The sequence below is a fragment of the Cupriavidus sp. D39 genome (assembly GCF_026627925.1).
GTDB lineage: Bacteria > Pseudomonadota > Gammaproteobacteria > Burkholderiales > Burkholderiaceae > Cupriavidus > Cupriavidus ulmosensis.
On sequence record NZ_JAPNLE010000007.1, the window covers coordinates 381,185 to 400,831 of the forward strand.

Sequence of the window (19,647 nt, forward strand, 5' to 3'; positions counted from 1 at the left end):
TCGTCATGACGCGCCTGCGCGGCCGCGTGGGCCTGGCGCTCGGCGTCCAGTTCCCCTCGTAGCGCCGCGCGCGCGCTGGACGGCGTCGAGCTCGGCCTGCACAGCAGCCGTCTCCTGCTCGGCCACCACCACCGCAGCCCGCGCCTGGTCACGCTGCGCTTCCGCCTCGCTCGCCTGTAGCCGCGCCTCCGCCCGCAAGGCGGCCAGCTCGCCGCTAGCGGCCTCGTTGGAGGCCTGCCAAATCGACTGCACGGCGTCGGCCGCGATCGCCTTGAGCGCATCCGGCAGCCCGGGCTGGTCAATGGTCACGCGCATCTTGCCGCGCAAATCCTGCCAGAACTGCGCCAGCACCTCGGTCGGCGTGCCCATGCTGCCCTTGCGCACCAGGCCGTAGAGCTTGTTGGCGGTGGGCGTGATGCCATACCGGAAGAACAGCAAGGCGCAGACCTCGCGGTAGAGCGCGCGAGTCTCGGGGAACTGCGCGCGCAGGGTGGCCACGTCGGCGGCGAGCTGGGCCTCTGGGGCGGCGTCGCTAGGCGTGGGCGGCGGGTGATCGAGCGGGCTGGCGGTCATGTTCGTAGCGCGCCGCGCGCTGGCAACGCAGAATGTTTTTACTAGCAGTCACTAGGTTTTGCTTGCAATCAATTTTGCGTTACCCTATTATCCTAGTGCTCACTAGGAAATACAGCGAGGAAAGAACAGTTTTCCCACACTTGGCCGCAAATGAGTAGGTCAGCTAACAATTAACGATCACGAGGAAGTTAGAAAATGATCAAAATTCCTGTTTACTCGAATCCTTACGATGCTGTCGACCGCGACGCACTGTCTAGACTGAAGCTGCACTACTTTGGAGTTGCAGACCCGGTGGCCGCGCGGTTGGTACCGACGTTATCACCCTTCTCGGCCAAGCTCGCCGCCTATCTTCGATTCCAGAAGATCCCCTATGAAAGCGTCTACGAAATGGGCGTGGACAATGCACCTCGCCGCAAGGTCCCGTTCATTTCTGTGGACGGCGTAAAGATGTCCGACTCGGATCTGATAATCGGGTTTCTGAAAACGATTACCCCCGATCCGGATGCCGCGCTGAGCGCGTCGCAGCGCGCCATCGGCCATCTGGTCCAACGCGCTCTTGAAGATCACTTGTACTGGGTGGTGTTGTATTACGAGTTCTACGACGATGCCGGACGCGAGGCATTCTTCAAGGCCGGTTTTGGTGGCTTTTTGCCCGCGTTCCAGCCTCTGGTCGATGATTTCGCAGACCGAATGTACAAACAAGGCATCGGTCGTTATCTGCCAGATGAGGTGATTGAAAAGGCAAAGAAGGATCTCGCGGCAGTGGCGGAGGTTCTTGGCGACGAGCGCTATCTCCTCGGCACCGATAAACCGACGTCGTTCGATGCCGCCGTATTCGGAATGACTGTCATCATGTTCCAGATTCGCGACATGCATCCGGAAATCACTGATTACTTCCGAAGCCTCCCGAAGCTTCGTGCCTATATCGAAAACCTGCTGCGCGAGTTCTTCCCAGAATTGGAATCGGCCGCCAAAGCTCATGAAGTGGAGTCAGCAACGTGAGCGCCAACAACACGAAAAAGATCCGCCTCGGCCTGATTGGTGTAGGGAATTGGGCTAACAACGGGCACTTTCCGGTCCTAGCCCTGTTTCCACAGTACGAACTGAGCGCCATCTACAGTCAGCGCGCTGACGCGGCGCAGGAAGCAGCGCAGAAGCACGGCATCAAACACGTAGTCAAGACACTTGATGGCCTTGTCCGTCATCCCGAGGTCGATCTGGTGCTGGTCCTGACCACCGGTCCGCAGCACGAGGAAGGGATCAGAGCCGCTATCGCCGCGGGCAAGGACGTCTATTGCGAATGGCCGCTAACTCCCGATGTCAAAACCTCCGCAGAACTGGTCGCTCTTGCACACGTAGCGGGGGTGCGAACCATCCTCGGTGTGCAACGTCGTTTCGCCCCGGCCTTTCGCTACCTGCGCGATTTAGTTGCCGCCGGGTACGTCGGGAAGCTTCGTTCCGTACGCTTGCATGTCAGCGTAAACTCGTTCGGCCAGCGCCGCCCTAGCGGGCTGCGTTGGAGTGTGTTTCCGGAAAACTTCATGGGCGTCACCTCGATCTTCGGCGCGCACCTGATGGACCCACTCTTCTCAGTCGTCGGTCGGCCAAAAGAATTCTCCGCACTGATGCTGAATCAGATTCCAGAAGTAATCATTGCGGAAACCGGTGAACAACTGAGAACGGACGTGCCCGATCAACTGTTGATGAGTGGAACCTTGCAAGGCGGTGCCGTGTTCAGCGTACACATCGAAGGCGGCAAGCATAATGGCTCAGGGGTGCGGCTCGACATCACTGGTGATAAGGGCGACCTGCAGCTGACCAATACGTCTGCCTTCGGGGGACCCGATGAGCACTATCAGATCTTGGGCGCCTCAGGTGAAAACGTTCCACTGAGCGCCCTTCCTATCCCTGCGCCTTACAAAGTCGTCCCCGATTCGACAGGCCTGCCGACTGGCGTCCTAGAGCTTGGCGATCTCTACGCCCTTCACGCGGCCGACGTCGAAAACGATACGCGTACGTTGCCATCGTTCGACGATGCACTCTGGATGCAACAACTACTGGAACTTGCTGTTGAGTCGTCCACAACAGGCCGTCGAGTAGCCGCCCCCATCTTATAGGGCTTACTGGCCACTGTCGAAACCCCATCAATCCAAAAGCGGCGGTCGCGCTCCATGAGCGCGCCGAGAGTTCGTCACGCCAGTTGGCGGAGGCGCACGACCATTCAGAAGAGAAGCCCGTCATGCCCATTCAAGCTACAGCTGTTCGTATCCATCAATATGGCGCCCCCGAAGTGCTGCAATTCGAAGACATTTCCGTAGCCGATCCCGTCGGCAATGAAGTTCGAATCCGCAATAAAGTCATCGGTCTGAATTTCGTTGACGTTTACTACCGCCGCGGCTCGATGCCAGTTCCAGAATTCCCCGCTATCCTCGGCAATGAGGGCGCCGGCGTGATCGAGGCTGTTGGTCCCAATGTCACCTCAGTTAAAGTCGGTGACCGTGTGGTCTACGGGCACCCTTCTTACGGCGCTTACGCGAGCGTACGAATCTGCGATGCAGACCACGTGGTTGTTATCCCGGACGGCATATCCGACGAGCAAGCCGCGTCGAGTTTCCTCAAAGGATTGACATCGCGCTACCTCGTAAAGGAGATCGTCGCACTGACGCCAGGCGACACGGTGCTCTATCACGCCGCCGCAGGCGGTGTGGGCCTGATGTTCGCGCAGTGGGCGAAGTCGATTGGAGTGCGTCTCATCGGGACCGTGTCGGACTCAAAGAAGGCAGAAGCGGCGAAGGCGGCCGGCTTCGATGAGATCATCAACTACCGCACTGAGGATTTCCTGGCCCGTACCTTAGCGCTTACGAATGGCGAAGGCGTGAAGGCAGTCTTCGACTCGGTCGGCAAGGATACGCTTGAAGGTTCCTTGGCCACATTGAAGAACCGAGGAACGCTCGCGCAGTTCGGCATTGCGTCCGGAGAGTCACGCCCTATTCACTTGTTGGAGCTCGCGCCCCGGTCCCTGATGGTTACCTGGCCCAGTCTGCCCTCCTTCATTGGCGCGCGCGCTGAATTGTTGGCCGCAGCCAAGGATTTGTTCAACGCTATACAGACTGGAGTTCTCGACGTTACCCCGACTCGTGTCTATTCCTTCGAAGAAGTAATCACAGCACACCATGACCTCGAGTCGCGTCGCACAGTCGGCTCTGCAGTACTGCGCGTCTAGATTGGACCGCCCAGTCGGAATCTGGGCCTTGCCCACCGTAGATAAGGTGGGCGTGAACATAGTGGGAGAAATCAACATGTCACGTGGCAATGACTACGCCGGGTTGCAAGTCTTTCATCACAAGGTTAGTTTCACTGTTGAAATGCATCCGATCGATGACAAGCGCGCTCGAGCTGCTGCAGAGCGACAAAGCATGGACTTCAGGGAATTTTTTACGCTCGCCATACACCGCGCAGTACTCAAGGCCGAAGAAGATCTTTGATGTCCCGGAAGCGCGGTGGCCGATTCGCACAGTCAAAAACAGGTCGATGACCGGTTCAAGCGTATGCGTGATCGTCCTGAAACATCAGACAGATGCGCTCAAATTACGAGAGCGCTTCGGTCGCCGTAGCCCGAGCGTGACCGCCTCGACACGTCGCAGACCCGCCGCCGGCTTACGCCAAAATGCCGCATCAAGTCTGTCGCGAATGCACCATCTGAGTCAAAGATCGTTGGAGTCGACACAATCGCAACCAGGAAAGTCGATATCACGTTGAATAATTTGTCCATCGAAACCTTTCACTGCAAGATAACTGCTGCCACTTGGTTTGACTGCAATACGCATTCACGGGCCCTGATCTAAATCGCCGTCAGTTCATTCGCGTCTCTTCGCCGATACAGTTCGTTGCGATCCCGCGCATTAGTGGCTCCGACAGCACGATAGCCTGTCAGGCTAGCAGCGCTGAAAGTGTCGGACGGCTTCTTCTATGCAGAAGATCGGTCCTAGAAACAGGCCGCAAATTAGACAGCCTAGCCCAAAGTCATTCTCGCTGTTGTCATAGGATAGTCCTTCGAATGTCTCGAAGACACCTACCGATTTCGTTAGTCTTAATCGGTCAGAATTTATGTCGAACACCAAATCGAACGCCGAACTGTTTATCCGTAGCGGATGGTGTGAATCCGGCGATCGAAGCCACCGAGGCCTGCCCGAGTGAGTCGTGGCCCACTGCGCGCTGTGCCACCGCGAGCGCATAGAGATCGGTACTTTTCGAGATCGAGTAATCGATCCCAAGATCCACTTGCATGAATTTCGCACCACCGTCATTGCGGATGGAATTGCGGTCCGTATAGTCGAAAGCCGCGCCGAGCAGGATCGCGGGTGTCACTCGAACACGCCCTAGGAAATGCTCGGTCAATCGCTTTGCAGGGTCGATCAGCACAAAGCTCCCGGGATCGAAGCGTCGATTGATTCCGTCCTGCTCGATCACCAATGAGCCACTCGTGATCGTTTTCAGGATAAGCATCTCCGCTATCCAACGGTGGTCGCCGTCATTGACGGAGGACCAGCTCTGTTCGGCAATATCGAGATCCAGAATCGTCAATTCGCCAGCGTTCCAGAGCTCGGCCCGAGACGGTTGGACCGAACGCACATCCGTTGAGCATCCCAGCCCGCAATGGGTTGACAATGCAAGGAGCCATTCGTCCCATCCCGACGCATTGTCAATGCGTAGCATCGTCTGTTCTCCCATTCATGAGTCACATCCCAAGGGGAATTGATGCCCTTCCGAGCCTGTCAGACCAAGGTCAGGACTTGCGAAAGCGGACGACGTGGCTTCTGCGGCCAGTTGTTTTCTGCCGCGAACCCTACCGCGAGAAGCATGACCGGCACCTCGTCCGCAGCCAGCTCGAACTCGCGCGCAACGGCGTCGGGATCAAAGCCGATCATTGCTGATGATGAAAGGTTATACGCCTGCGCGGCCGAAATTAGCGCACCCGCACCGAATGTCGCGGTACGGATCGCCTCATCACGCTGCGTTTGAGGTTTCCCGAAGTAGAGACCCTTTGCCGCACCTTCCCACCCTGCAACCATCTCGGCTGGCATCAACCCTGCTTCAACCGATGGCGCAAGGCGCTCGGCCATGACACTATGTTCCGCGAGTTGCCCACAAACAATGAACGTCACGGCAGCGTCGCTCACCTTCGCCTGGTCGTATGCGAGCTTTCGCAGTCGAATTTTCTCAGCTACCGTACGGACGGCGATGAAGCGCCAGTTTTGCAGATTGAAGGCGGTGGGAGCCAATGTTGCCAGGGAAATTAGTTCGCCGATCCGTTCGTCAGTGATGCCACGCGAGGCGTCAAAGATGTTTGTGGAGCTGCGCTGCTTGATTGCTTCAATGATTGCATTGTTCATTTTCAATTACCTCAACGGAAAGTGACGGTCTAGATTTTGAGTACGACAGAGCCCACCGTGCGGCGGGTTTCGAGATCGCGATTTCACTTTGCAGTCCTCTGTTATAAAGCATTTCTGCAACCATTTTTATCGTGTGCAGACACTTTCGCAGCGGCAACCCGCTACCTCTATCAAACGCTTTACTATTTAGCTAACGAATGCTAGCATATTAAAAACGGTCAACGAAAGCAAGGAAAACCTAGTGACTGCTAGCGAAAAGTCTGAAGCACCCGTTCGCGGCCGCGGGCGGCCCCGCCTTTTTGACCGGGCCGAAGCACTCTCCCGTGCGTTGCCACTCTTCTGGGAGCAGGGCTACGAAGGCACATCAATGGCTCAATTAACCGCCGCGTTGGGCATCAATGCACCGGCGCTCTATTCGGCATTTGGATCAAAAGAAGCGCTGTTCCGTGAGGTTGTCGGGCTCTACTTTAGCGACGGAGTCGGTTTCAACCCAACAATCTACTTCGACGAACCCACAGCCTACGATGTTGTCGAACGCATCCTGTACGAAGCTGCGGCAGCCTACACCGCAACGACGCATCCCCGAGGTTGCATGGTCGCGACTGGAATGCTCGGATGTGCACCGGAGCATCGGTCGATTGCGAGCGAGATTGCAGAGTTTCGACGCGCAACCAAAAAAGCACTCGAGATCCGGTTTCGCGAGGCCCGTCTCTCTGGTGACTTGTTGGCGGACACCGATGTTGCGTCGCTGGCAGGTTTTTGCATGGCGGTACTCCAAGGCTTATCGGTACAAGCAAGAGATGGCGCGGACTACGAGTCGTTAAAGCACGTGGCGGCGGCAGCATTGCACACAATTCGAGCTGCCTCCACATCCATTGCGTCCTGAGGCACAACCGGCAAAAAAATAAAAAACGTTGCCGATTTTAGTCTCGATCAGCACAGCGACGACATCGCTCATGGCGGATGGTTTGTTGCGAGCCGAGCCCAGCTATTTCGGTAGCGCTCAACGTATCGCTCGGACGGATAATTAGGATCGTCAGACGCGCCTGGCGAATCGCGTCCTCTACATGCTGCACGGCCGCATCGATGACAGTGTTCTCGCAATCGGTTGTACGGTCGGGTTCGCGCCGCCGTCCGAAGATACCAGTGGTTACTACTGACCGATTACGCGACGCGCGCGGCGTGCGAACGACCGTTGTTTGAAGGCAAACCGACGTTCGAGTGTCCTGCTCCGTGCGGGGTCGCGCTCGCCCACCGTGAACGGCCCAGCGCGGCGGAAGCAAAGCACCCCGTTGGGAAAGCGCCCGATCTCTTCGGAGGGTTCATTGGTTAGGCCGTCCAGATATTGGCCGAGCTGGGAGCGCTGCATCCCGATGCCGCCGCTGGTTTCCATGATCGTCGGCGCAGCACTAACCGTACGCGCCCACCGCTCCACGGCTGCGCGCATCACCCGACGGTAGTGCATGCCGCCGGCGAGAAAGACCAGGCCGACCTGGTCGGGCCACGCCGCACCGGCCATCGCCGTCGACAGGTCCGAGAGCATGGTCTCCGCCCGATCCGCGGTCATACGGGCATCGTAGGGGGCAATCTCCGCGTCCGGCTGGATAAAGCCATGCTGCGCCGAGAGGATGATGACCTGGGGCTGCGCATCGGCACGCACGTGGGCGCGGAACGTTTCATACATGACGCCGCGGTACAGATCCATGGCCGGAGCGGGGCGGTCGAGCTTCGTGGCCGAGCAGGCCATCAGCACCAACGGGCGAGCCGGCGATCGTGCGACGGATGCGCGAGCGATGTCATCAAAGAGGCTGAGTTGCGTGGGGTGGGCCTGCATCGGAAGCACCTGGGTGATGGGATATACATCCAATCTACAGGGGCAGGCTCGAAGTCAAGGCCGGACAGCCGGGGGGCCGTCAAATGTCCCGTCCGGCGCGCTTGGCGTTGCGCGCTCTGACAAGCGAGGCCTCGCTGCGCGTTGCCAGCTCGGGGATTGGCACCTGCATCATGTCTCGTGCGGCCTCGCGTATCGCGCTGGTGAGGCACTCACGTCTGCCAGCCAATTCAACATTCCCATGGTTCCGGATCAGGCGGGTCGCGTTGAAGCGCCAGGCGGGAAGCCGTGCAGTGGCTCCGACCTCGGGAGCCGCGCTTATGCCGACGGTTGCGTGGCACACGCGGTCCATCCCCAGCTGTACGTAGCGCAGTGGATCACCAACACCGATCCCGCCGCACTGAAGAATCGTAGGAACTAGATGGACGGCGCCCCAAGGAGCTAACGATTGACGGACGCACAGTACGGCGCTGCAGGCCAGGTGCTGCGCTCGGATCCTGTCACCGATTACTCATCGTGCACCAACGTTTCCTGGCGGCGGCGCGTCCCTTCCGCAGTGCACCGTCCCGTCTCGCGCCGTGTGGCGAGAGGCTTCTGGCGATTGCCGAAGCCCTGCGAGCGAGGGTCTTGAGCACTACTCTCCCACCGAACCATCTTCTGACTGCCATCATGGCCCTGGCTACGGGATGGACTGTCGCGAATCCGTTAGGCCCTTCCTTGGACCCGGAAGGGGCCAGCGACCTGGACACATTGCGTCAGAACGTGTCGGTTGCCGTACGCCTTCTGACCGGGGCCCACGCCCCACAGCGCCGGTGCCCCCAACACGCCACGAACGAAGGCCAGCATCGGACAAGCCGACGCTGACACACAACTAGGACTTGTTCGCCAGGCGCTCCGCCGTTCGACATAGCGAGAGGCCAACATTTGCAACTGCCTTTTCTGCGCCCTTGTCCTTGAGACCCACCTCATCGTCGAACGCAACGTGCGCCATCCCTAGTGCAAACGCATCGGGGATCACAAGGACGCCGAGTTTGTCCAGTACCGTACGCAATGCAAGTTGGGAGCGTAGTCCTCCGAGTGGACCCGGAGACGCTGATACTAAGGCTGCGACTTTGCCTGCCAACAGTGTGACACCCGAAGTGCCATCCTCTCGCGGCCGGCTCACCCAGTCCAGTGCATTCTTCAGCATCGCCGTGTAGCCGCCGTTGTACTCCGGCGTGGCGATAAGCAAAGCGTCATGCTCGGCAATCGCACTCTGCAAACGCTTCGCGCCCTCCGGCAGTCCATGGTCGGCTTCGAGATCGCTCTCATAGATTGGCAACGCATAGTCGGCCAAGCGAACTGACGTCACCACCGCGCCCGCATTTCGCGAACCGTGCACTGCAATGTCGAGCAGTTTCTGGTTGAGCGAACCACGACGCGAGCTTCCGCTCAAAGCAAGAATTTTGATGATCACAGATGCTCCTGAATAAACAATGAAATTACTGGGCAGGGGGAGCGATACTCGATCTCGCCACCCGGTAGAAAGTACATCATCAGAGCCTTGCCATTGACCGTGGGAAAGTGCTCGCTCATGGGGGAAACACTCGCCATCCGGCACCGTGCCCGCAGAACTGGGCGCCAGGCTCCAGCGGGATGATCATGTTGATCTCGCCCTGTGTGTGGCAGTGGTACTGGCCTTTCACGTCGCGCAGCAACCCACTTTCCACGCTCATCTGGGCCGTCTCACGAGACGGATCGGCAATCCTCCCACGGCGGTAGCAGTCTCCGTCGATCTCGACGTAGCCAGCCCACCCCTCCTCGACCCCCATCTTCAACAGCCGACATAACTCCTCATAGGCTTCGGTACCTGCACCAAATTCGTGGTTCAAGTACCCCTCGAGGTCTTGATCAAGCGGACGTGAACGAATTTCATCGCACAGGCGGCGAACCCATTGAAGCATCTCCTCTTTGTGTGGACCGTGCGGCAGCATATGGCTCTCCTTATTTAAATGAACTATTCGCGTCCGCGCATATCCGCGGGCAGATTAAAAAACTTGGCTGCATTAACCCCAAGGATGCGATCCTTAGCCTGATCGCTCAGCGTCTCATGGTTCCCTACCAGAGATCCAATCACCTCCTCGCCAAGCGGGTACGGATAGTCCGAGCCAAGCATGACCCGCTCCTCTCCCATTACGTCGACCAGCAAGCCTAGAGACCGTGCATCAAATACAGCGCTATCCACCGAGAAGCGGTCCACGTAAGAGGACGGCAAGTTGGGACAGCTTTCCCGTACGATGTCCCGATGCCGCCATGCGTTATCAACGCGACCGAGCAGAAATGCGAAGCTGCCTCCGCCATGCGCAAAGCATAGCTTCAAAGAGCGTGGAATACGCTCGAAAGCCCCGGACAGGATCAGGGAAAGAATGCCAAGTTGAGTTTCCGCAGGCATGGCCACGAGCCATGGAAGCATCCAGCGCTTCATTCGCCCGTCGGTCATCATGTCCCACGGGTGCACGAGCACCGGAATTCCTTCACTTGCGCAATGGCATAAAAACTGGACCAACCCTTCGTCATCCAGATCCCTGGGGCCAACGTGATTACCGATCTGAACACCGCGATGTCCTTCGGAAAACGCACGGGATGCTTCCCTGCAGGCAGACTCCGTGTCCTGCAATGGAACCTGGGCCAACGGCATCAAACGATTCGGCGCAGCAGAACAGAGTTCGAGGGCCTTGTCATTCATGCGTTGCGTCCACTGCAACGCAGTGCTCGCGGCATACCGATAACCGAACATCACTGGCGTCGCGCACATCAGCTGCACGTCAATTCCTTGCTCGTCCATCTGTTCGATGCGTCGCCGCGGATCCCACAATGGTCGCTCGACCGGCCTGAAGGCCCGGTCTCCGAGCATGATCATCCCGGACTCGCCATCGTCGGACACTGCAAGCCAAGGTACGTCTGGCTGGTCGACCCGCTCAGCCTCCTCCCTTGAGATCGTCGGGAAGAAGTGGGAATGCATGTCAATTCGTAGTGTCATGGTTTCGCTGTGCCTTCACTGATCATGAGGATATACATACGTCTACCGAGTCGAGAACTCGACCTCGCCGATACCATTCACCACCGCTTGCACGTGCTTTCCCGGCATGAGGGCGTGCGCCGCCGTCGCCGCTCCTGCCATGATGAGCGACCCCGCTGGCAGGGCCGTCTCCGACGAACTCGCAAGTCGGGATGCTTCCACCACGGCACGTAGCGGATGCCCGAGGATTGCTCCCGTCGACCCGATCTGAACATCTTTGCCATCCATCCGCAGGATCACTCCAGCGTTGCGCAATCCATCGAAGTCCTTTGCCCAGCTCCCGACCACCAGCCCTGCGCTGGAGCAGTTGTCGGCAACAACATCTTCAAGCGTAAAGCGGAAGTCTCGGTATCGAGAGTCGATGATTTCCATCGCGGGGGCGACAGCTTCGAGAAAGTCCTTTGCTTCCAGCGCGGTGAGCGGCCGGTCAATTGCCCTCCGCGTGAGAAAGCAAACTTCAGGTTCGACTCGGGGATGGATGTACTGGCTAACGTCGACCAGACCGCCATCGTCTTCGAGCATTGCATTCGTCAGCCATCCCCAGATAAGACTATCCACACCCATCTGGACCATCTTTGCGCGGCTGGTGAACCCTAGCTTGATTCCGATACGGCGCTCTCCCCGCCTCACGCGCCGCATAATCGATGCACGCTGTATCCGATATGCATCCTGCACGGAGAAGGCATCGACGGCAGTGAGCTGATTGATGGCGGTGGAACTCATTGCTGCATCGTCGACCAGGCGCGCAGCGGTTTCGATATCGATCACGCTGCTGCCCTCGCCTTTTGCTCGCTACGTTGAACAAGATCAAGCGCAACATCAACGATCATGTCCTCCTGGCCGCCCACCATCCGCCGGCACCCAAGCTCCACAAGGATGTCGAACGCCGAAATGCCATACTTAAGCGAAGCCGCCTCCGCATGACGAAGAAAGCTTGAGTAGACACCCGCATAGCCAAGTGCCAAGGTTTCGCGATCCACGCGCACCGGTCGCTCCTGCAGCGGGCGAACGATATCGTCGGCAGCATCAATTAGCTTCTTCACGTTGCAGCCGTGATTGAGCCCCTGCCGGTCCACTGCAGCGATAAATACTTCCAGCGGTGCATTTCCAGCGCCCGCCCCCATGCCGGTCAGTGACGCGTCGATACGATCACATCCCTCCTCTATCGCCACCATAGAGTTCGACACACCCAGTGACAAGTTGTGGTGCGCGTGCATGCCCGTCTGCGTTGCAGGATCGAGCGCATCCTTGAGTGCGCGGAAGCGCTCGGCAACATCCCGCATATTCAAGGCGCCACCGGAATCCACTACATAGACGCACTGTGCCCCGTAGCTTTCCATGAGCTTCCCTTGCTCGGCAAGGCGTTGCGGCGTCGTCATGTGGCTCATCATCAGGAAGCCCACCGTGTCCATCCCAAGCGACCGCGCGTACTCGATATGTTGTCGCGAGATATCCGCTTCGGTGCAGTGGGTTGCCACTCGCACCACGCGCGCCCCCGCGTCATACGCTTCGCGCAAGTCATGCAATGTGCCGATGCCGGGGATGAGCAATGTCGCCACCTGCGCACGCTTCACAGTGCCTGCCACCGCGGCGATCCACTCGTAGTCGGTATGCGCCCCGAAGCCATAGTTGAAGCTGGATCCAGCGAGGCCGTCACCGTGTGCTACTTCGATGCTGTCCACCCCTGCATCGTCCAAGGCCTGTGCGATTGCCACTGCATTTGCCAGCGAGTACTGATGACGTACTGCGTGCATGCCGTCCCGGAGCGTGACGTCCGAGACATAGATTTTTCTGATATTGCCGGTCATCATTTTCTCCTTCAGGCAGCCAACCGTTTCGCCGCCATCTGATCTGCCGTACGCAAGGCAGCCGACGTCATGATGTCGAGGTTTCCGGCGTACGACGGCAGATAATGCGCCGCACCCTCGACCTCAATGAATACACTCACTTTGAGACCGGATGCGGGTGCACCGGTACTCGAAAAGCGCGGCGGGAGGGAAACACCGTCGAACTGAACGGCCTGTTTCAGACGATAGCCGGGTACATAGGCTGACACTCGCTCCACCTGCGCGTGGATAGCGCTCTCGATCTGGTCTGTATTCGCATCCTCGTCGACCAGGCAATAGACGGTATCGCGCATGAGCAACGGTGGCTCAGCCGGATTTAGCACGATAATGGCTTTACCCACCGTCGCCCCACCGATGATCTCAATGGCTCGCGACGTCGTTTCGGTGAATTCATCGATATTGGCGCGCGTACCCGGCCCGGCTGAGCGACTGGAGATCGACGCCACGATCTCACCGTAGTGGACGGGCGTCACATCAGATACGGCGCGGACGATCGGAATCGTTGCCTGTCCACCGCACGTCACCATATTGACGTTCGTAGAGTCGAGATGTGCTTCCAGGTTGACAGAAGGAACCACGAAAGGGCCGAGGGCCGCCGGGGTCAGGTCGATCACAGTGACGCCGTGTCGCGCAAAGACTTCGGCGTGACGGGCATGCGCCCCAGCCGAGGTCGCATCGAAGGCGATTCGGATATCGCGGAACTCGGGCATCTCGACCAGACCGTCAATTCCACCTGCCGTCGTGGCCACGCCCAGGCGCGCCGCGCGCGCCAAGCCGTCGGAGGACGGATCAATGCCGACCATCACGGCCATCTTCAGATGCTCGGCGTTACGCAGCAAGCTTGATCATTAGATCGGTGCCAATGTTTCCCGAACCGATTACGGCAACGGAAAGTCTGGATTTGTCGTTCTTGTCGTTCACGATTTGAACTCCGTTTGATTTGAGAAGACCGCACGTACCTCGCCGAGCCCTTCGATCTTCGCTGTAAGCACATCGCCTGGCGCTACGGCTGCCATCGGTCCGAGCGCTCCGGTCAAGACTACATCTCCGGCCTGCAATGGTTCTCCCATGCGGACCATGGTATCGGCAAGCCAGATGGCTGCGTTAAGCGGATTTCCGAGGCATGCGGCACCGGCACCGACGCTAACCTGCTCCCCCTACGCTCCATTAACATTCCGCAGTTGACCAAATCGAGCGCGTCGAGCTTGACCGGCTTTGTGCCGAGCACGAACAGTCCGCTTGACGCATTGTCGGCGACGGTATCGAACAGGCGAATATTCCATTTTTCAATCCGGCTGCCGACGACTTCGATGGCCGGTATCGCAAATGCTGTTGCCCGAAGGATGTCCGCCACAGTATGGCGCCCGTATGGCAAATCACGCTCCAGCACGAGCGCAATCTCGGCTTCCACCTTTGGCTGATGGGTGCGCGAGAACGGCATCTCAGCGCCATCTCCATACGCCATGCTATCGAGGAGAACACCAAAGTCCGGCGTGTCTACGCCGAGTTGCACCTGCACCGTCCGCGAGGTGAGACCGATCTTCCGACCGACGCGTCGCGCTCCCGCCGCCACCTGGCGTGCAATGTTGATCTGCTGGACGCGGTATGCGTTCTCCAGCGGAAGCCCGTCGATCTCCTCAATCGCGTCTCGCACCGGACCAACGGGCACGAACGGTTGACTCCCATGCGCCCGCCAGAGCGCATCGGCAATGGCGTGCAGCGATTGGTTTGTTTCCACCGTCATGCAACCCTCACACAGATATTGGTCAGCTCCGAATAGAAGTCCATCGAGTGGCGTCCGCCCTCGCGGCCAAAGCCGGATAGTTTGGCGCCGCCAAACGGCGTGCGGAGGTCCCGGGCGTACCAGGCATTCACCCAAACGATGCCGGTCTCTATCCGCTGCGCGACTCGGTGACCACGTGCAAGATGCGTCGTCCATACACATGCCGCCAGGCCATAGTTGCTGTTGTTGACCCTAGCAACCACCTCGTCCTCAGCATCGAAGGGCGATATGTGGCAGACCGGGCCAAATACTTCCTCGTTGACGCAACGTGCGCTATCTGGCAGTCCAGTCCAAATCGTCGGCTGGACGAAGGCTCCGTTGTCACAGGCGTTGTCGAACTTGGGTACATTGCCGCCTGTGACGACGTTGGCACCCTCCTCGACAGCCAACTTAAAGTAGCTCAGCACTTTGTCCCGATGCGCCGAAGAGATCATCGGACCGGTCGTTATGCCGGACTCATACGGCGAGCCAACCCGGAGTGCCTCGGCGCGTGTCTTGAGCTCCGAAACAAAGCGCTCGAAGATGGAGCGCTCGACATAGACGCGCTCCGTACACATGCAAACCTGCCCCGCGTTGATGAAACTGGATCGAAGCACACCCTCCACCGCGGCGTCAAAGTCAGCGTCTGCGAACACGATGGCCGCATTCTTTCCGCCGAGTTCGAAGGAAACGTTCTTCACGCCGTTGGCCACGGCCTTCATGATCGTGCTCCCGGTCCTGGACTCGCCGGTGAACGTGATGGCGTCGATTTCCGGGTGCTTCGTTAGCCATTCGCCTGCTGCATTTGGCCCGTGGCCATGAATCAGGTTGAATACGCCGTTGGGCAAACCGGAATCTCGAATAACCTCCGCGAGCAACGTAGCGCTGGTCGGCGATTCCTCCGAAGGCTTTGCCACAACGGAGTTCCCCATCGCCAGCGCCGGGGCAACCTTCCACGTAAGCAGCAGAAGCGGGAGGTTCCATGGAGAGATCACTCCGACCACCCCTAAGGGCTTGCGGGTGACGTAGTTGAGCAGTTGGGTGCCATCCGCGCCGACCGATTCGAAGCACTCGCCATGCGCGGTACTTACCAGGTCGGCGAACGTACGAAAGTTGGAGATGCCGCGCGCGATGTCGAGGGCCTTCGCCTGGGCGATCGGGCGCCCTGTGTCTGCCACCTCCGCGGCGACAAACTCGTCGAAGCGATCCTGGATGCTATCTGCAATACGATGCAGAGTTTCGGCGCGTTGCGCAGTGGTGTACTGCCGCCACGGACCCTGCTGGGCGCGCCGTGCCGCCCGCACCGCCGCATCCACCGCAGCAGCGTCCGCCTCTGCCACGTGTGAAAGTTCTCTTCCGTCGATAGGGCTGAATTTCGGGAACGACTGGACGGATTCGACGAACTCCCCGTCAATAAAGTTCCGCAGTCGTTTGGGCAATCCCTCTGCAACCTCAGCGTAGTAATCCATGGGCACTCCGGCTAACTGGTGATGAGTGGAAGTGTAGGATTGCCTATGTGCCTTGAACAATCAATCCTTGGGCCGCTGATATAAGCACGCGGAATAGCGGCTTATAGCCCATCAGTTTCCGGGAACCCAAGCAACAAGGCCGGCCCATTAATGCCAGCCTTGTTGCTTGGCAGCGATATCGCATGCGCCCGGCGGACAAACGCTTAACAGATGTGCTTGATACCAACCATCGCGCCTAGCTGGTTGCCGCCAGACGGATTGGCCGCCGGTGTGCCGCCGGAACTTACCGACAGCGCCAGTTGACCGCCGTTATCGATAAAGCCGGCGGTGGTGTAGACCGTCGTACGCTTGGAAAGTGCATAGTTGGCCCGCGCGGCGTAAAGCCATGCCTTGTTTGCACGATTGTGATAGCGCAAGAAGAAGACCTACCCGTCCAAGCTGAAGGCCGGCGTGACCGCGTAAGAGACGCCACCGTACCAGAGATCACTACGCGGAGTGACCACGTTAGCGTCGTTGTCGCGTCGAATCCAGCCGCCGCCAATCTTCGCCTTTCCGACATTGGTGTAACCGCTCAAGGAGAGGCGATCGTCCTTCATCCCGCTGCTCGTCAGATTGCCCGCTGCGGCCGCCCCTCCCCGCAAGGAGTCGTAGGCAATGGCGACACCCCATGCATCGGTGTTGTAGCCCAGGAGCGTCGACCATTCGCGGCAAGCACTTTGGTCACCGGGATTCTCCCCTGCACAACTGGCGCCCGCCGGGGCCGCGTCTCGACCAAAGCTGTAGGTCGCGCCGATGGTTACACCGCCGAATTTCCCCTTATAGGAGATCGCGTTATCCGCGCGCGGATTGCCCATATAGCTGTCGAGCGAGGACGATCCAAACGTATTGGGCCCAAGCATATCCGCGTCCAGCGTCGCCCAGAAGAGCATGGAGTACTGCCGTCCGAGTGCCACTTGCCCCCAGGGGCCACTGAGCCCGACCCAGGCTTGCCGCCCGAAGAGCCGCCCAGCTTGGTTCGACACGCCCGAATCTGGAGCGAATCCGGACTCAAGAACAAACGCCGCCTTCAGGCTGCCGCCTAGGTCTTCCGACCCGCGAAGGCCCCAGCGTGAGGGCACGCTAGCGGAAAGATTGTTCATCCTCACAAGGCCGTGGTCGCCTCTGCTGGTTCGGTTCAAGTACTCTATCCCTGTATCGACCACTCCATACAGTGTCACGGACTGTGCAAAAACCATTGTCGGGACAACCATCCAGCCTGCACAGATTGCTTTGCTTAGCTTCACTTCCACTCCTTCTTCGCATGTAGCTGTTTATTGCTTTAGTACTTCATGGAAACAGGCAATGCGATACCCTCCCAGCCTGCCTGTTAGAGCATGTCTAAGGGATTTGCGAGGTGACTGCTGGAGGAGTCTTGGTTTCAGCCGACCTCGTTGCGACCGGCGACCTCCCTTAGACACTCGATAAAGACCTCACACGCGGGTGTGAGCTCCTTATTGGTTCTGACTGAGTAGCCGACCGTCCCAAAGGCCCCCAGTTCTGGAATTGAAAGCGTTCGTAGCAAACCAGCCCGAACAAACTGTGTGGCTGCCACCCGTGGCATGACTGCAACACGGTTGGTGGTCAGTAGCAGGCCTAGATTTGTCAGAACGGACATGGACTCCACAAGATCGCGGGGTAGCGCGATCCCTGCGTTGCGGAACATGCGCTCTACCGAGAAGCGTAAAGGGGAGTCTTGTGTCGGCAAGATCCAGGGGTGGCGATCCAGTTCATGCAACGAAGTGACTGACTGGCGCACGACCTCGTTTGAGCTGCCTACCACCACCTCGAGTACGTCCTCAAACAGCGCTTGATGCGTCAAGGGAAACGCTTCGGAAATAGGAAGCTCTATCTCTGGCAGCCTGCCGACAACGATGTCGATTTCACCTGTTGCCAAGGCGGGAAACAATAGCGCCGTTGGCCCCTCCTGTACGGTGACAGTGACGTTCGGCGCGCGCTCCTTAAAACGAGCGATGGTGGATGGCAACAGATGGGCAGATGCGGCAATCATCGTTCCGACGACGATCCTGCCAGCGGTCCCGAAGCGAAACCGGTCAAGCTCCTCGGTCATGTACCGGAACTCCGCGAGAAGCGATTTCACGCGGCGAGCAAGAACCAGGCCCAACTCCGTAGGAACAACACCGCGATTGGAGCGGGCGAAGAGGGCACCATCGACGCCCGCCTCAAGTTCCTGGATGATCTTCGTGACCGCAGGCTGGGTAAGCCCCATGTCATGGGCAGCATGCAATATCGAACCGGTCTCGATTACGCGCTCGAAGACCAACAACTGGCTCAGCTTCAGGTTCCGGCTTAGTCGGATTAGTGTTAGCGGACGAATCTGCATAGGGTAACCACCTCAAATAGACACGAATCCGATTTTTTCCTCAGTCCGTGACTTCCCGCGGTGCAGCCTTCCGTCACCTAAGCTCGCGGCGGAGTGGACTCCCCGTCTGGATGAGTTTGCTCACTCCCTGGCAACACCAACCGCCGGCAGATAGGTGGGAACGGGAATCCTGCGACGGTCAGACGTCCGGCAATAGTTGGGGCCACCCAGGCGACCAACTGGCTCAAATCGATCGACCCTTACCCGGAGCTTCTCATCATCGAAGAGATCTTCGCGGATGTACATCGAAACTATCTCGCCGAAGACAATGGAGCGCTGCGCAGAGAACTCGAAAGTCTTGAATAGGCGGCACTCCCATGCGATGGGCGCCTCGGCAATCCTGGGAACCGCAACCGTGTCGGAAGCCGCAAGCGAGAATCCGACCGCCTCGGCCTCGGAGATCCCCGCCGGATAATCGGTCCCGCAAAGCACCGCGCGGTCCACGATGGAATCATCGACCATGTTCACGACGAACTCGCGCTTCTCGAGAATATTCTTGAGGGTATCCTTCAGTTCCCCTGGGCGATGACTCTCGTCGCCATAGTGATCCACCGCGATCGCGAACAGAGGTGGACTCTCCCCCATGTAGTTGAAGGCACTGTATGGTGCCGCGTTGCAAATGCCATCCGCACCGACGCTGGTTACCAGTGCAATCGGGCGCGGCCCGATGCTGCCGGTAATTAGCCAGTACTTTTGCCTGGCCGAGAGCCCGCACATAGCGACGCTTGTCATAGTGATTTCTTTCCCAAACCGACGTGATTCGGACGCTATGCGCCGCGACCAGGATGAACGAAGCCGCAGCTCTTGCAGCGCCGCTTTTCTTCTGACGCATAGAACTCGGCGAACAGAGGTGGAAGGTCATCGACAATACTCTTGAGTTGCACCTCCACTCGATGAACCAACCCGCCGCAGCTATCGCAGTACCACTCGAATCCGTCAACAGCCCCGAGAGGACGCTGCCTCTCGATCACGAGACAGACACTGCCTTCCTCCGGTCTCTGCGGGGAATGGCGGACGTGGGGTGGAAGAAGAAACATGTCCCCCTCCCGAAGGTCGACCCGCTCTCGCTTGCCGTCGACGATGAGGCCCAGGTACGCGTTTCCTTCAATCTGGTAGAAGAACTCCTCAAACGGGTCGTCGTGATAGTCCGTTCGAAGGTTGGGTCCGCCGACAGCGGTCACAATGAAATCAGCGTCCTGCCATACCTGTTGATTCCCGACAGGTGGCTTCAGGAGATGCCGATGGTCCTCCACCCATTTTGTCAGGCTGAAAGGCGCTCCGTACTTCAACATAGT

20 protein-coding genes and 3 pseudogenes are annotated in these 19,647 nt (G+C 58.7%); 6 read left to right on the plus strand and 17 right to left on the minus strand.

Features of this window, described 5'->3' with window-relative positions; genetic code table 11:
• Positions 1 to 3: 3 nt before the first annotated feature.
• Complete coding sequence (locus OMK73_RS08920; RefSeq protein WP_267601692.1) at positions 4 to 573, minus strand: DNA-binding protein; 570 nt, start codon at positions 571 to 573, stop codon at positions 4 to 6.
• Positions 574 to 768: 195 nt separating this feature from the next.
• Here OMK73_RS08920 and OMK73_RS08925 point away from each other — a divergent pair, with 195 nt between their 5' ends.
• The 4 genes from OMK73_RS08925 to OMK73_RS08940 all read left to right on the plus strand — a co-directional run bounded on the left by OMK73_RS08925 (position 769) and on the right by OMK73_RS08940 (position 4,058).
• Positions 769 to 1,575: a glutathione S-transferase family protein gene (locus OMK73_RS08925; protein WP_267601693.1), complete on the plus strand. Its 807-nt coding sequence runs from the start codon at positions 769 to 771 to the stop codon at positions 1,573 to 1,575.
• Positions 1,572 to 2,690, plus strand: coding sequence for a Gfo/Idh/MocA family protein (locus OMK73_RS08930; RefSeq protein WP_267601694.1), 1,119 nt, complete (start codon positions 1,572 to 1,574; stop codon positions 2,688 to 2,690). The genes OMK73_RS08925 and OMK73_RS08930 overlap by 4 nt, the downstream gene beginning before the upstream one ends.
• Positions 2,691 to 2,812: 122 nt before the next feature.
• On the plus strand, positions 2,813 to 3,796 hold the full coding sequence (locus OMK73_RS08935; protein WP_267601695.1) for a quinone oxidoreductase family protein: 984 nt from the start codon (positions 2,813 to 2,815) through the stop codon (positions 3,794 to 3,796).
• A 28-nt stretch (positions 3,797 to 3,824) separates the two neighbouring features.
• Positions 3,825 to 4,058 carry a hypothetical protein gene (locus OMK73_RS08940; RefSeq protein WP_267601696.1) on the plus strand — a complete coding sequence of 78 codons (234 nt, stop codon included), beginning with the start codon at positions 3,825 to 3,827 and terminating at the stop codon, positions 4,056 to 4,058.
• Positions 4,059 to 4,671: 613 nt separating this feature from the next.
• Here OMK73_RS08940 and OMK73_RS08945 read toward each other — a convergent pair.
• Both OMK73_RS08945 and OMK73_RS08950 read right to left on the minus strand, forming a co-directional pair.
• Positions 4,672 to 5,289 (minus strand): porin, encoded by a 618-nt coding sequence (locus tag OMK73_RS08945; RefSeq protein ID WP_267601697.1) that lies wholly within the window; start codon positions 5,287 to 5,289, stop codon positions 4,672 to 4,674.
• A gap of 59 nt (positions 5,290 to 5,348) precedes the next feature.
• Positions 5,349 to 5,966 (minus strand): nitroreductase family protein, encoded by a 618-nt coding sequence (locus OMK73_RS08950; protein WP_267601698.1) that lies wholly within the window; start codon positions 5,964 to 5,966, stop codon positions 5,349 to 5,351.
• 241 nt (positions 5,967 to 6,207) lie between these two features.
• On the opposite strand from OMK73_RS08950, the gene OMK73_RS08955 reads away from it, so the two are divergent.
• Positions 6,208 to 6,852 carry a TetR/AcrR family transcriptional regulator gene (locus tag OMK73_RS08955; protein ID WP_267601699.1) on the plus strand — a complete coding sequence of 215 codons (645 nt, stop codon included), beginning with the start codon at positions 6,208 to 6,210 and terminating at the stop codon, positions 6,850 to 6,852.
• 267 nt (positions 6,853 to 7,119) lie between these two features.
• Here the strand turns inward: OMK73_RS08955 and OMK73_RS08960 are convergent, their stop codons facing one another.
• The gene (locus OMK73_RS08960; protein WP_267601700.1) at positions 7,120 to 7,800 is read right to left on the minus strand and encodes a DUF6884 domain-containing protein; all 681 of its coding nucleotides are present in this window, start codon (positions 7,798 to 7,800) and stop codon (positions 7,120 to 7,122) included.
• Between the two features lie 513 nt (positions 7,801 to 8,313).
• Between OMK73_RS08960 and OMK73_RS38995 the strand changes: the two genes are divergently transcribed.
• Positions 8,314 to 8,661 (plus strand): hypothetical protein, encoded by a 348-nt coding sequence (locus OMK73_RS38995; RefSeq protein ID WP_420715489.1) that lies wholly within the window; start codon positions 8,314 to 8,316, stop codon positions 8,659 to 8,661.
• Between the two features lie 7 nt (positions 8,662 to 8,668).
• Here the strand turns inward: OMK73_RS38995 and OMK73_RS08965 are convergent, their stop codons facing one another.
• The 13 genes and pseudogenes from OMK73_RS08965 to OMK73_RS09025 all read right to left on the minus strand — a co-directional run bounded on the left by OMK73_RS08965 (position 8,669) and on the right by OMK73_RS09025 (position 19,644).
• Complete coding sequence (locus tag OMK73_RS08965) at positions 8,669 to 9,253, minus strand: NADPH-dependent FMN reductase (protein WP_267601701.1); 585 nt, start codon at positions 9,251 to 9,253, stop codon at positions 8,669 to 8,671.
• Positions 9,250 to 9,372 carry a hypothetical protein gene (locus OMK73_RS08970; protein WP_267601702.1) on the minus strand — a complete coding sequence of 41 codons (123 nt, stop codon included), beginning with the start codon at positions 9,370 to 9,372 and terminating at the stop codon, positions 9,250 to 9,252. The genes OMK73_RS08965 and OMK73_RS08970 overlap by 4 nt, the downstream gene beginning before the upstream one ends.
• Positions 9,369 to 9,770 carry a DUF4863 family protein gene (locus OMK73_RS08975; RefSeq protein WP_267601703.1) on the minus strand — a complete coding sequence of 134 codons (402 nt, stop codon included), beginning with the start codon at positions 9,768 to 9,770 and terminating at the stop codon, positions 9,369 to 9,371. The genes OMK73_RS08970 and OMK73_RS08975 overlap by 4 nt, the downstream gene beginning before the upstream one ends.
• Positions 9,771 to 9,793: 23 nt before the next feature.
• Entirely contained in the window at positions 9,794 to 10,816 is a 1,023-nt protein-coding gene (locus OMK73_RS08980; RefSeq protein ID WP_267601704.1) for an amidohydrolase family protein, read from the minus strand.
• A gap of 42 nt (positions 10,817 to 10,858) precedes the next feature.
• On the minus strand, positions 10,859 to 11,623 hold the full coding sequence (locus OMK73_RS08985) for a 2-keto-4-pentenoate hydratase (RefSeq protein WP_267601705.1): 765 nt from the start codon (positions 11,621 to 11,623) through the stop codon (positions 10,859 to 10,861).
• Complete coding sequence (gene dmpG, locus OMK73_RS08990; protein ID WP_267601706.1) at positions 11,620 to 12,663, minus strand: 4-hydroxy-2-oxovalerate aldolase; 1,044 nt, start codon at positions 12,661 to 12,663, stop codon at positions 11,620 to 11,622. The genes OMK73_RS08985 and dmpG overlap by 4 nt, the downstream gene beginning before the upstream one ends.
• 11 nt (positions 12,664 to 12,674) lie before the next feature.
• Positions 12,675 to 13,551 (minus strand): annotated as a pseudogene (locus tag OMK73_RS08995) (acetaldehyde dehydrogenase (acetylating)).
• A gap of 68 nt (positions 13,552 to 13,619) precedes the next feature.
• A pseudogene (locus OMK73_RS09000) lies at positions 13,620 to 14,446 on the minus strand (2-keto-4-pentenoate hydratase).
• Positions 14,443 to 15,933, minus strand: a complete 1,491-nt coding sequence (locus OMK73_RS09005) for a 2-hydroxymuconic semialdehyde dehydrogenase (RefSeq protein ID WP_267601707.1) — start codon at positions 15,931 to 15,933, stop codon at positions 14,443 to 14,445. The pseudogene OMK73_RS09000 and the gene OMK73_RS09005 overlap by 4 nt, the downstream one beginning before the upstream one ends.
• Positions 15,934 to 16,136: 203 nt before the next feature.
• Positions 16,137 to 17,216: pseudogene (locus tag OMK73_RS09010) on the minus strand (porin).
• Positions 17,217 to 17,350: 134 nt separating this feature from the next.
• On the minus strand, positions 17,351 to 18,313 hold the full coding sequence (locus tag OMK73_RS09015; RefSeq protein ID WP_267601708.1) for a LysR substrate-binding domain-containing protein: 963 nt from the start codon (positions 18,311 to 18,313) through the stop codon (positions 17,351 to 17,353).
• A gap of 120 nt (positions 18,314 to 18,433) precedes the next feature.
• Entirely contained in the window at positions 18,434 to 19,084 is a 651-nt protein-coding gene (locus OMK73_RS09020) for a flavin reductase family protein (RefSeq protein WP_267601709.1), read from the minus strand.
• 35 nt (positions 19,085 to 19,119) lie between these two features.
• Complete coding sequence (locus OMK73_RS09025) at positions 19,120 to 19,644, minus strand: 3-hydroxyanthranilate 3,4-dioxygenase (RefSeq protein WP_267601710.1); 525 nt, start codon at positions 19,642 to 19,644, stop codon at positions 19,120 to 19,122.
• Positions 19,645 to 19,647: the final 3 nt, after the last annotated feature.

Bases quoted from the DNA above. Each gene is read 5' to 3' on its own strand.
- OMK73_RS09015 (WP_267601708.1), bottom strand. From the start codon at position 18,313: ATGCAGATTCGTCCGCTAACACTAATCCGACTAAGCCGGAACCTGAAG.
- dmpG (WP_267601706.1), bottom strand. From the start codon at position 12,663: ATGACCGGCAATATCAGAAAAATCTATGTCTCGGACGTCACGCTCCGG.
- OMK73_RS08960 (WP_267601700.1), bottom strand. From the start codon at position 7,800: ATGCAGGCCCACCCCACGCAACTCAGCCTCTTTGATGACATCGCTCGC.
- OMK73_RS08945 (WP_267601697.1), bottom strand. From the start codon at position 5,289: ATGCTACGCATTGACAATGCGTCGGGATGGGACGAATGGCTCCTTGCA.
- OMK73_RS08975 (WP_267601703.1), bottom strand. From the start codon at position 9,770: ATGCTGCCGCACGGTCCACACAAAGAGGAGATGCTTCAATGGGTTCGC.
- OMK73_RS08925 (WP_267601693.1), top strand. From the start codon at position 769: ATGATCAAAATTCCTGTTTACTCGAATCCTTACGATGCTGTCGACCGC.
- OMK73_RS08970 (WP_267601702.1), bottom strand. From the start codon at position 9,372: ATGAGCGAGCACTTTCCCACGGTCAATGGCAAGGCTCTGATGATGTAC.
- OMK73_RS08950 (WP_267601698.1), bottom strand. From the start codon at position 5,966: ATGAACAATGCAATCATTGAAGCAATCAAGCAGCGCAGCTCCACAAAC.
- OMK73_RS09025 (WP_267601710.1), bottom strand. From the start codon at position 19,644: ATGTTGAAGTACGGAGCGCCTTTCAGCCTGACAAAATGGGTGGAGGAC.
- OMK73_RS08980 (WP_267601704.1), bottom strand. From the start codon at position 10,816: ATGACACTACGAATTGACATGCATTCCCACTTCTTCCCGACGATCTCA.
- OMK73_RS09005 (WP_267601707.1), bottom strand. From the start codon at position 15,933: ATGGATTACTACGCTGAGGTTGCAGAGGGATTGCCCAAACGACTGCGG.
- OMK73_RS08935 (WP_267601695.1), top strand. From the start codon at position 2,813: ATGCCCATTCAAGCTACAGCTGTTCGTATCCATCAATATGGCGCCCCC.
- OMK73_RS09020 (WP_267601709.1), bottom strand. From the start codon at position 19,084: ATGACAAGCGTCGCTATGTGCGGGCTCTCGGCCAGGCAAAAGTACTGG.
- OMK73_RS08920 (WP_267601692.1), bottom strand. From the start codon at position 573: ATGACCGCCAGCCCGCTCGATCACCCGCCGCCCACGCCTAGCGACGCC.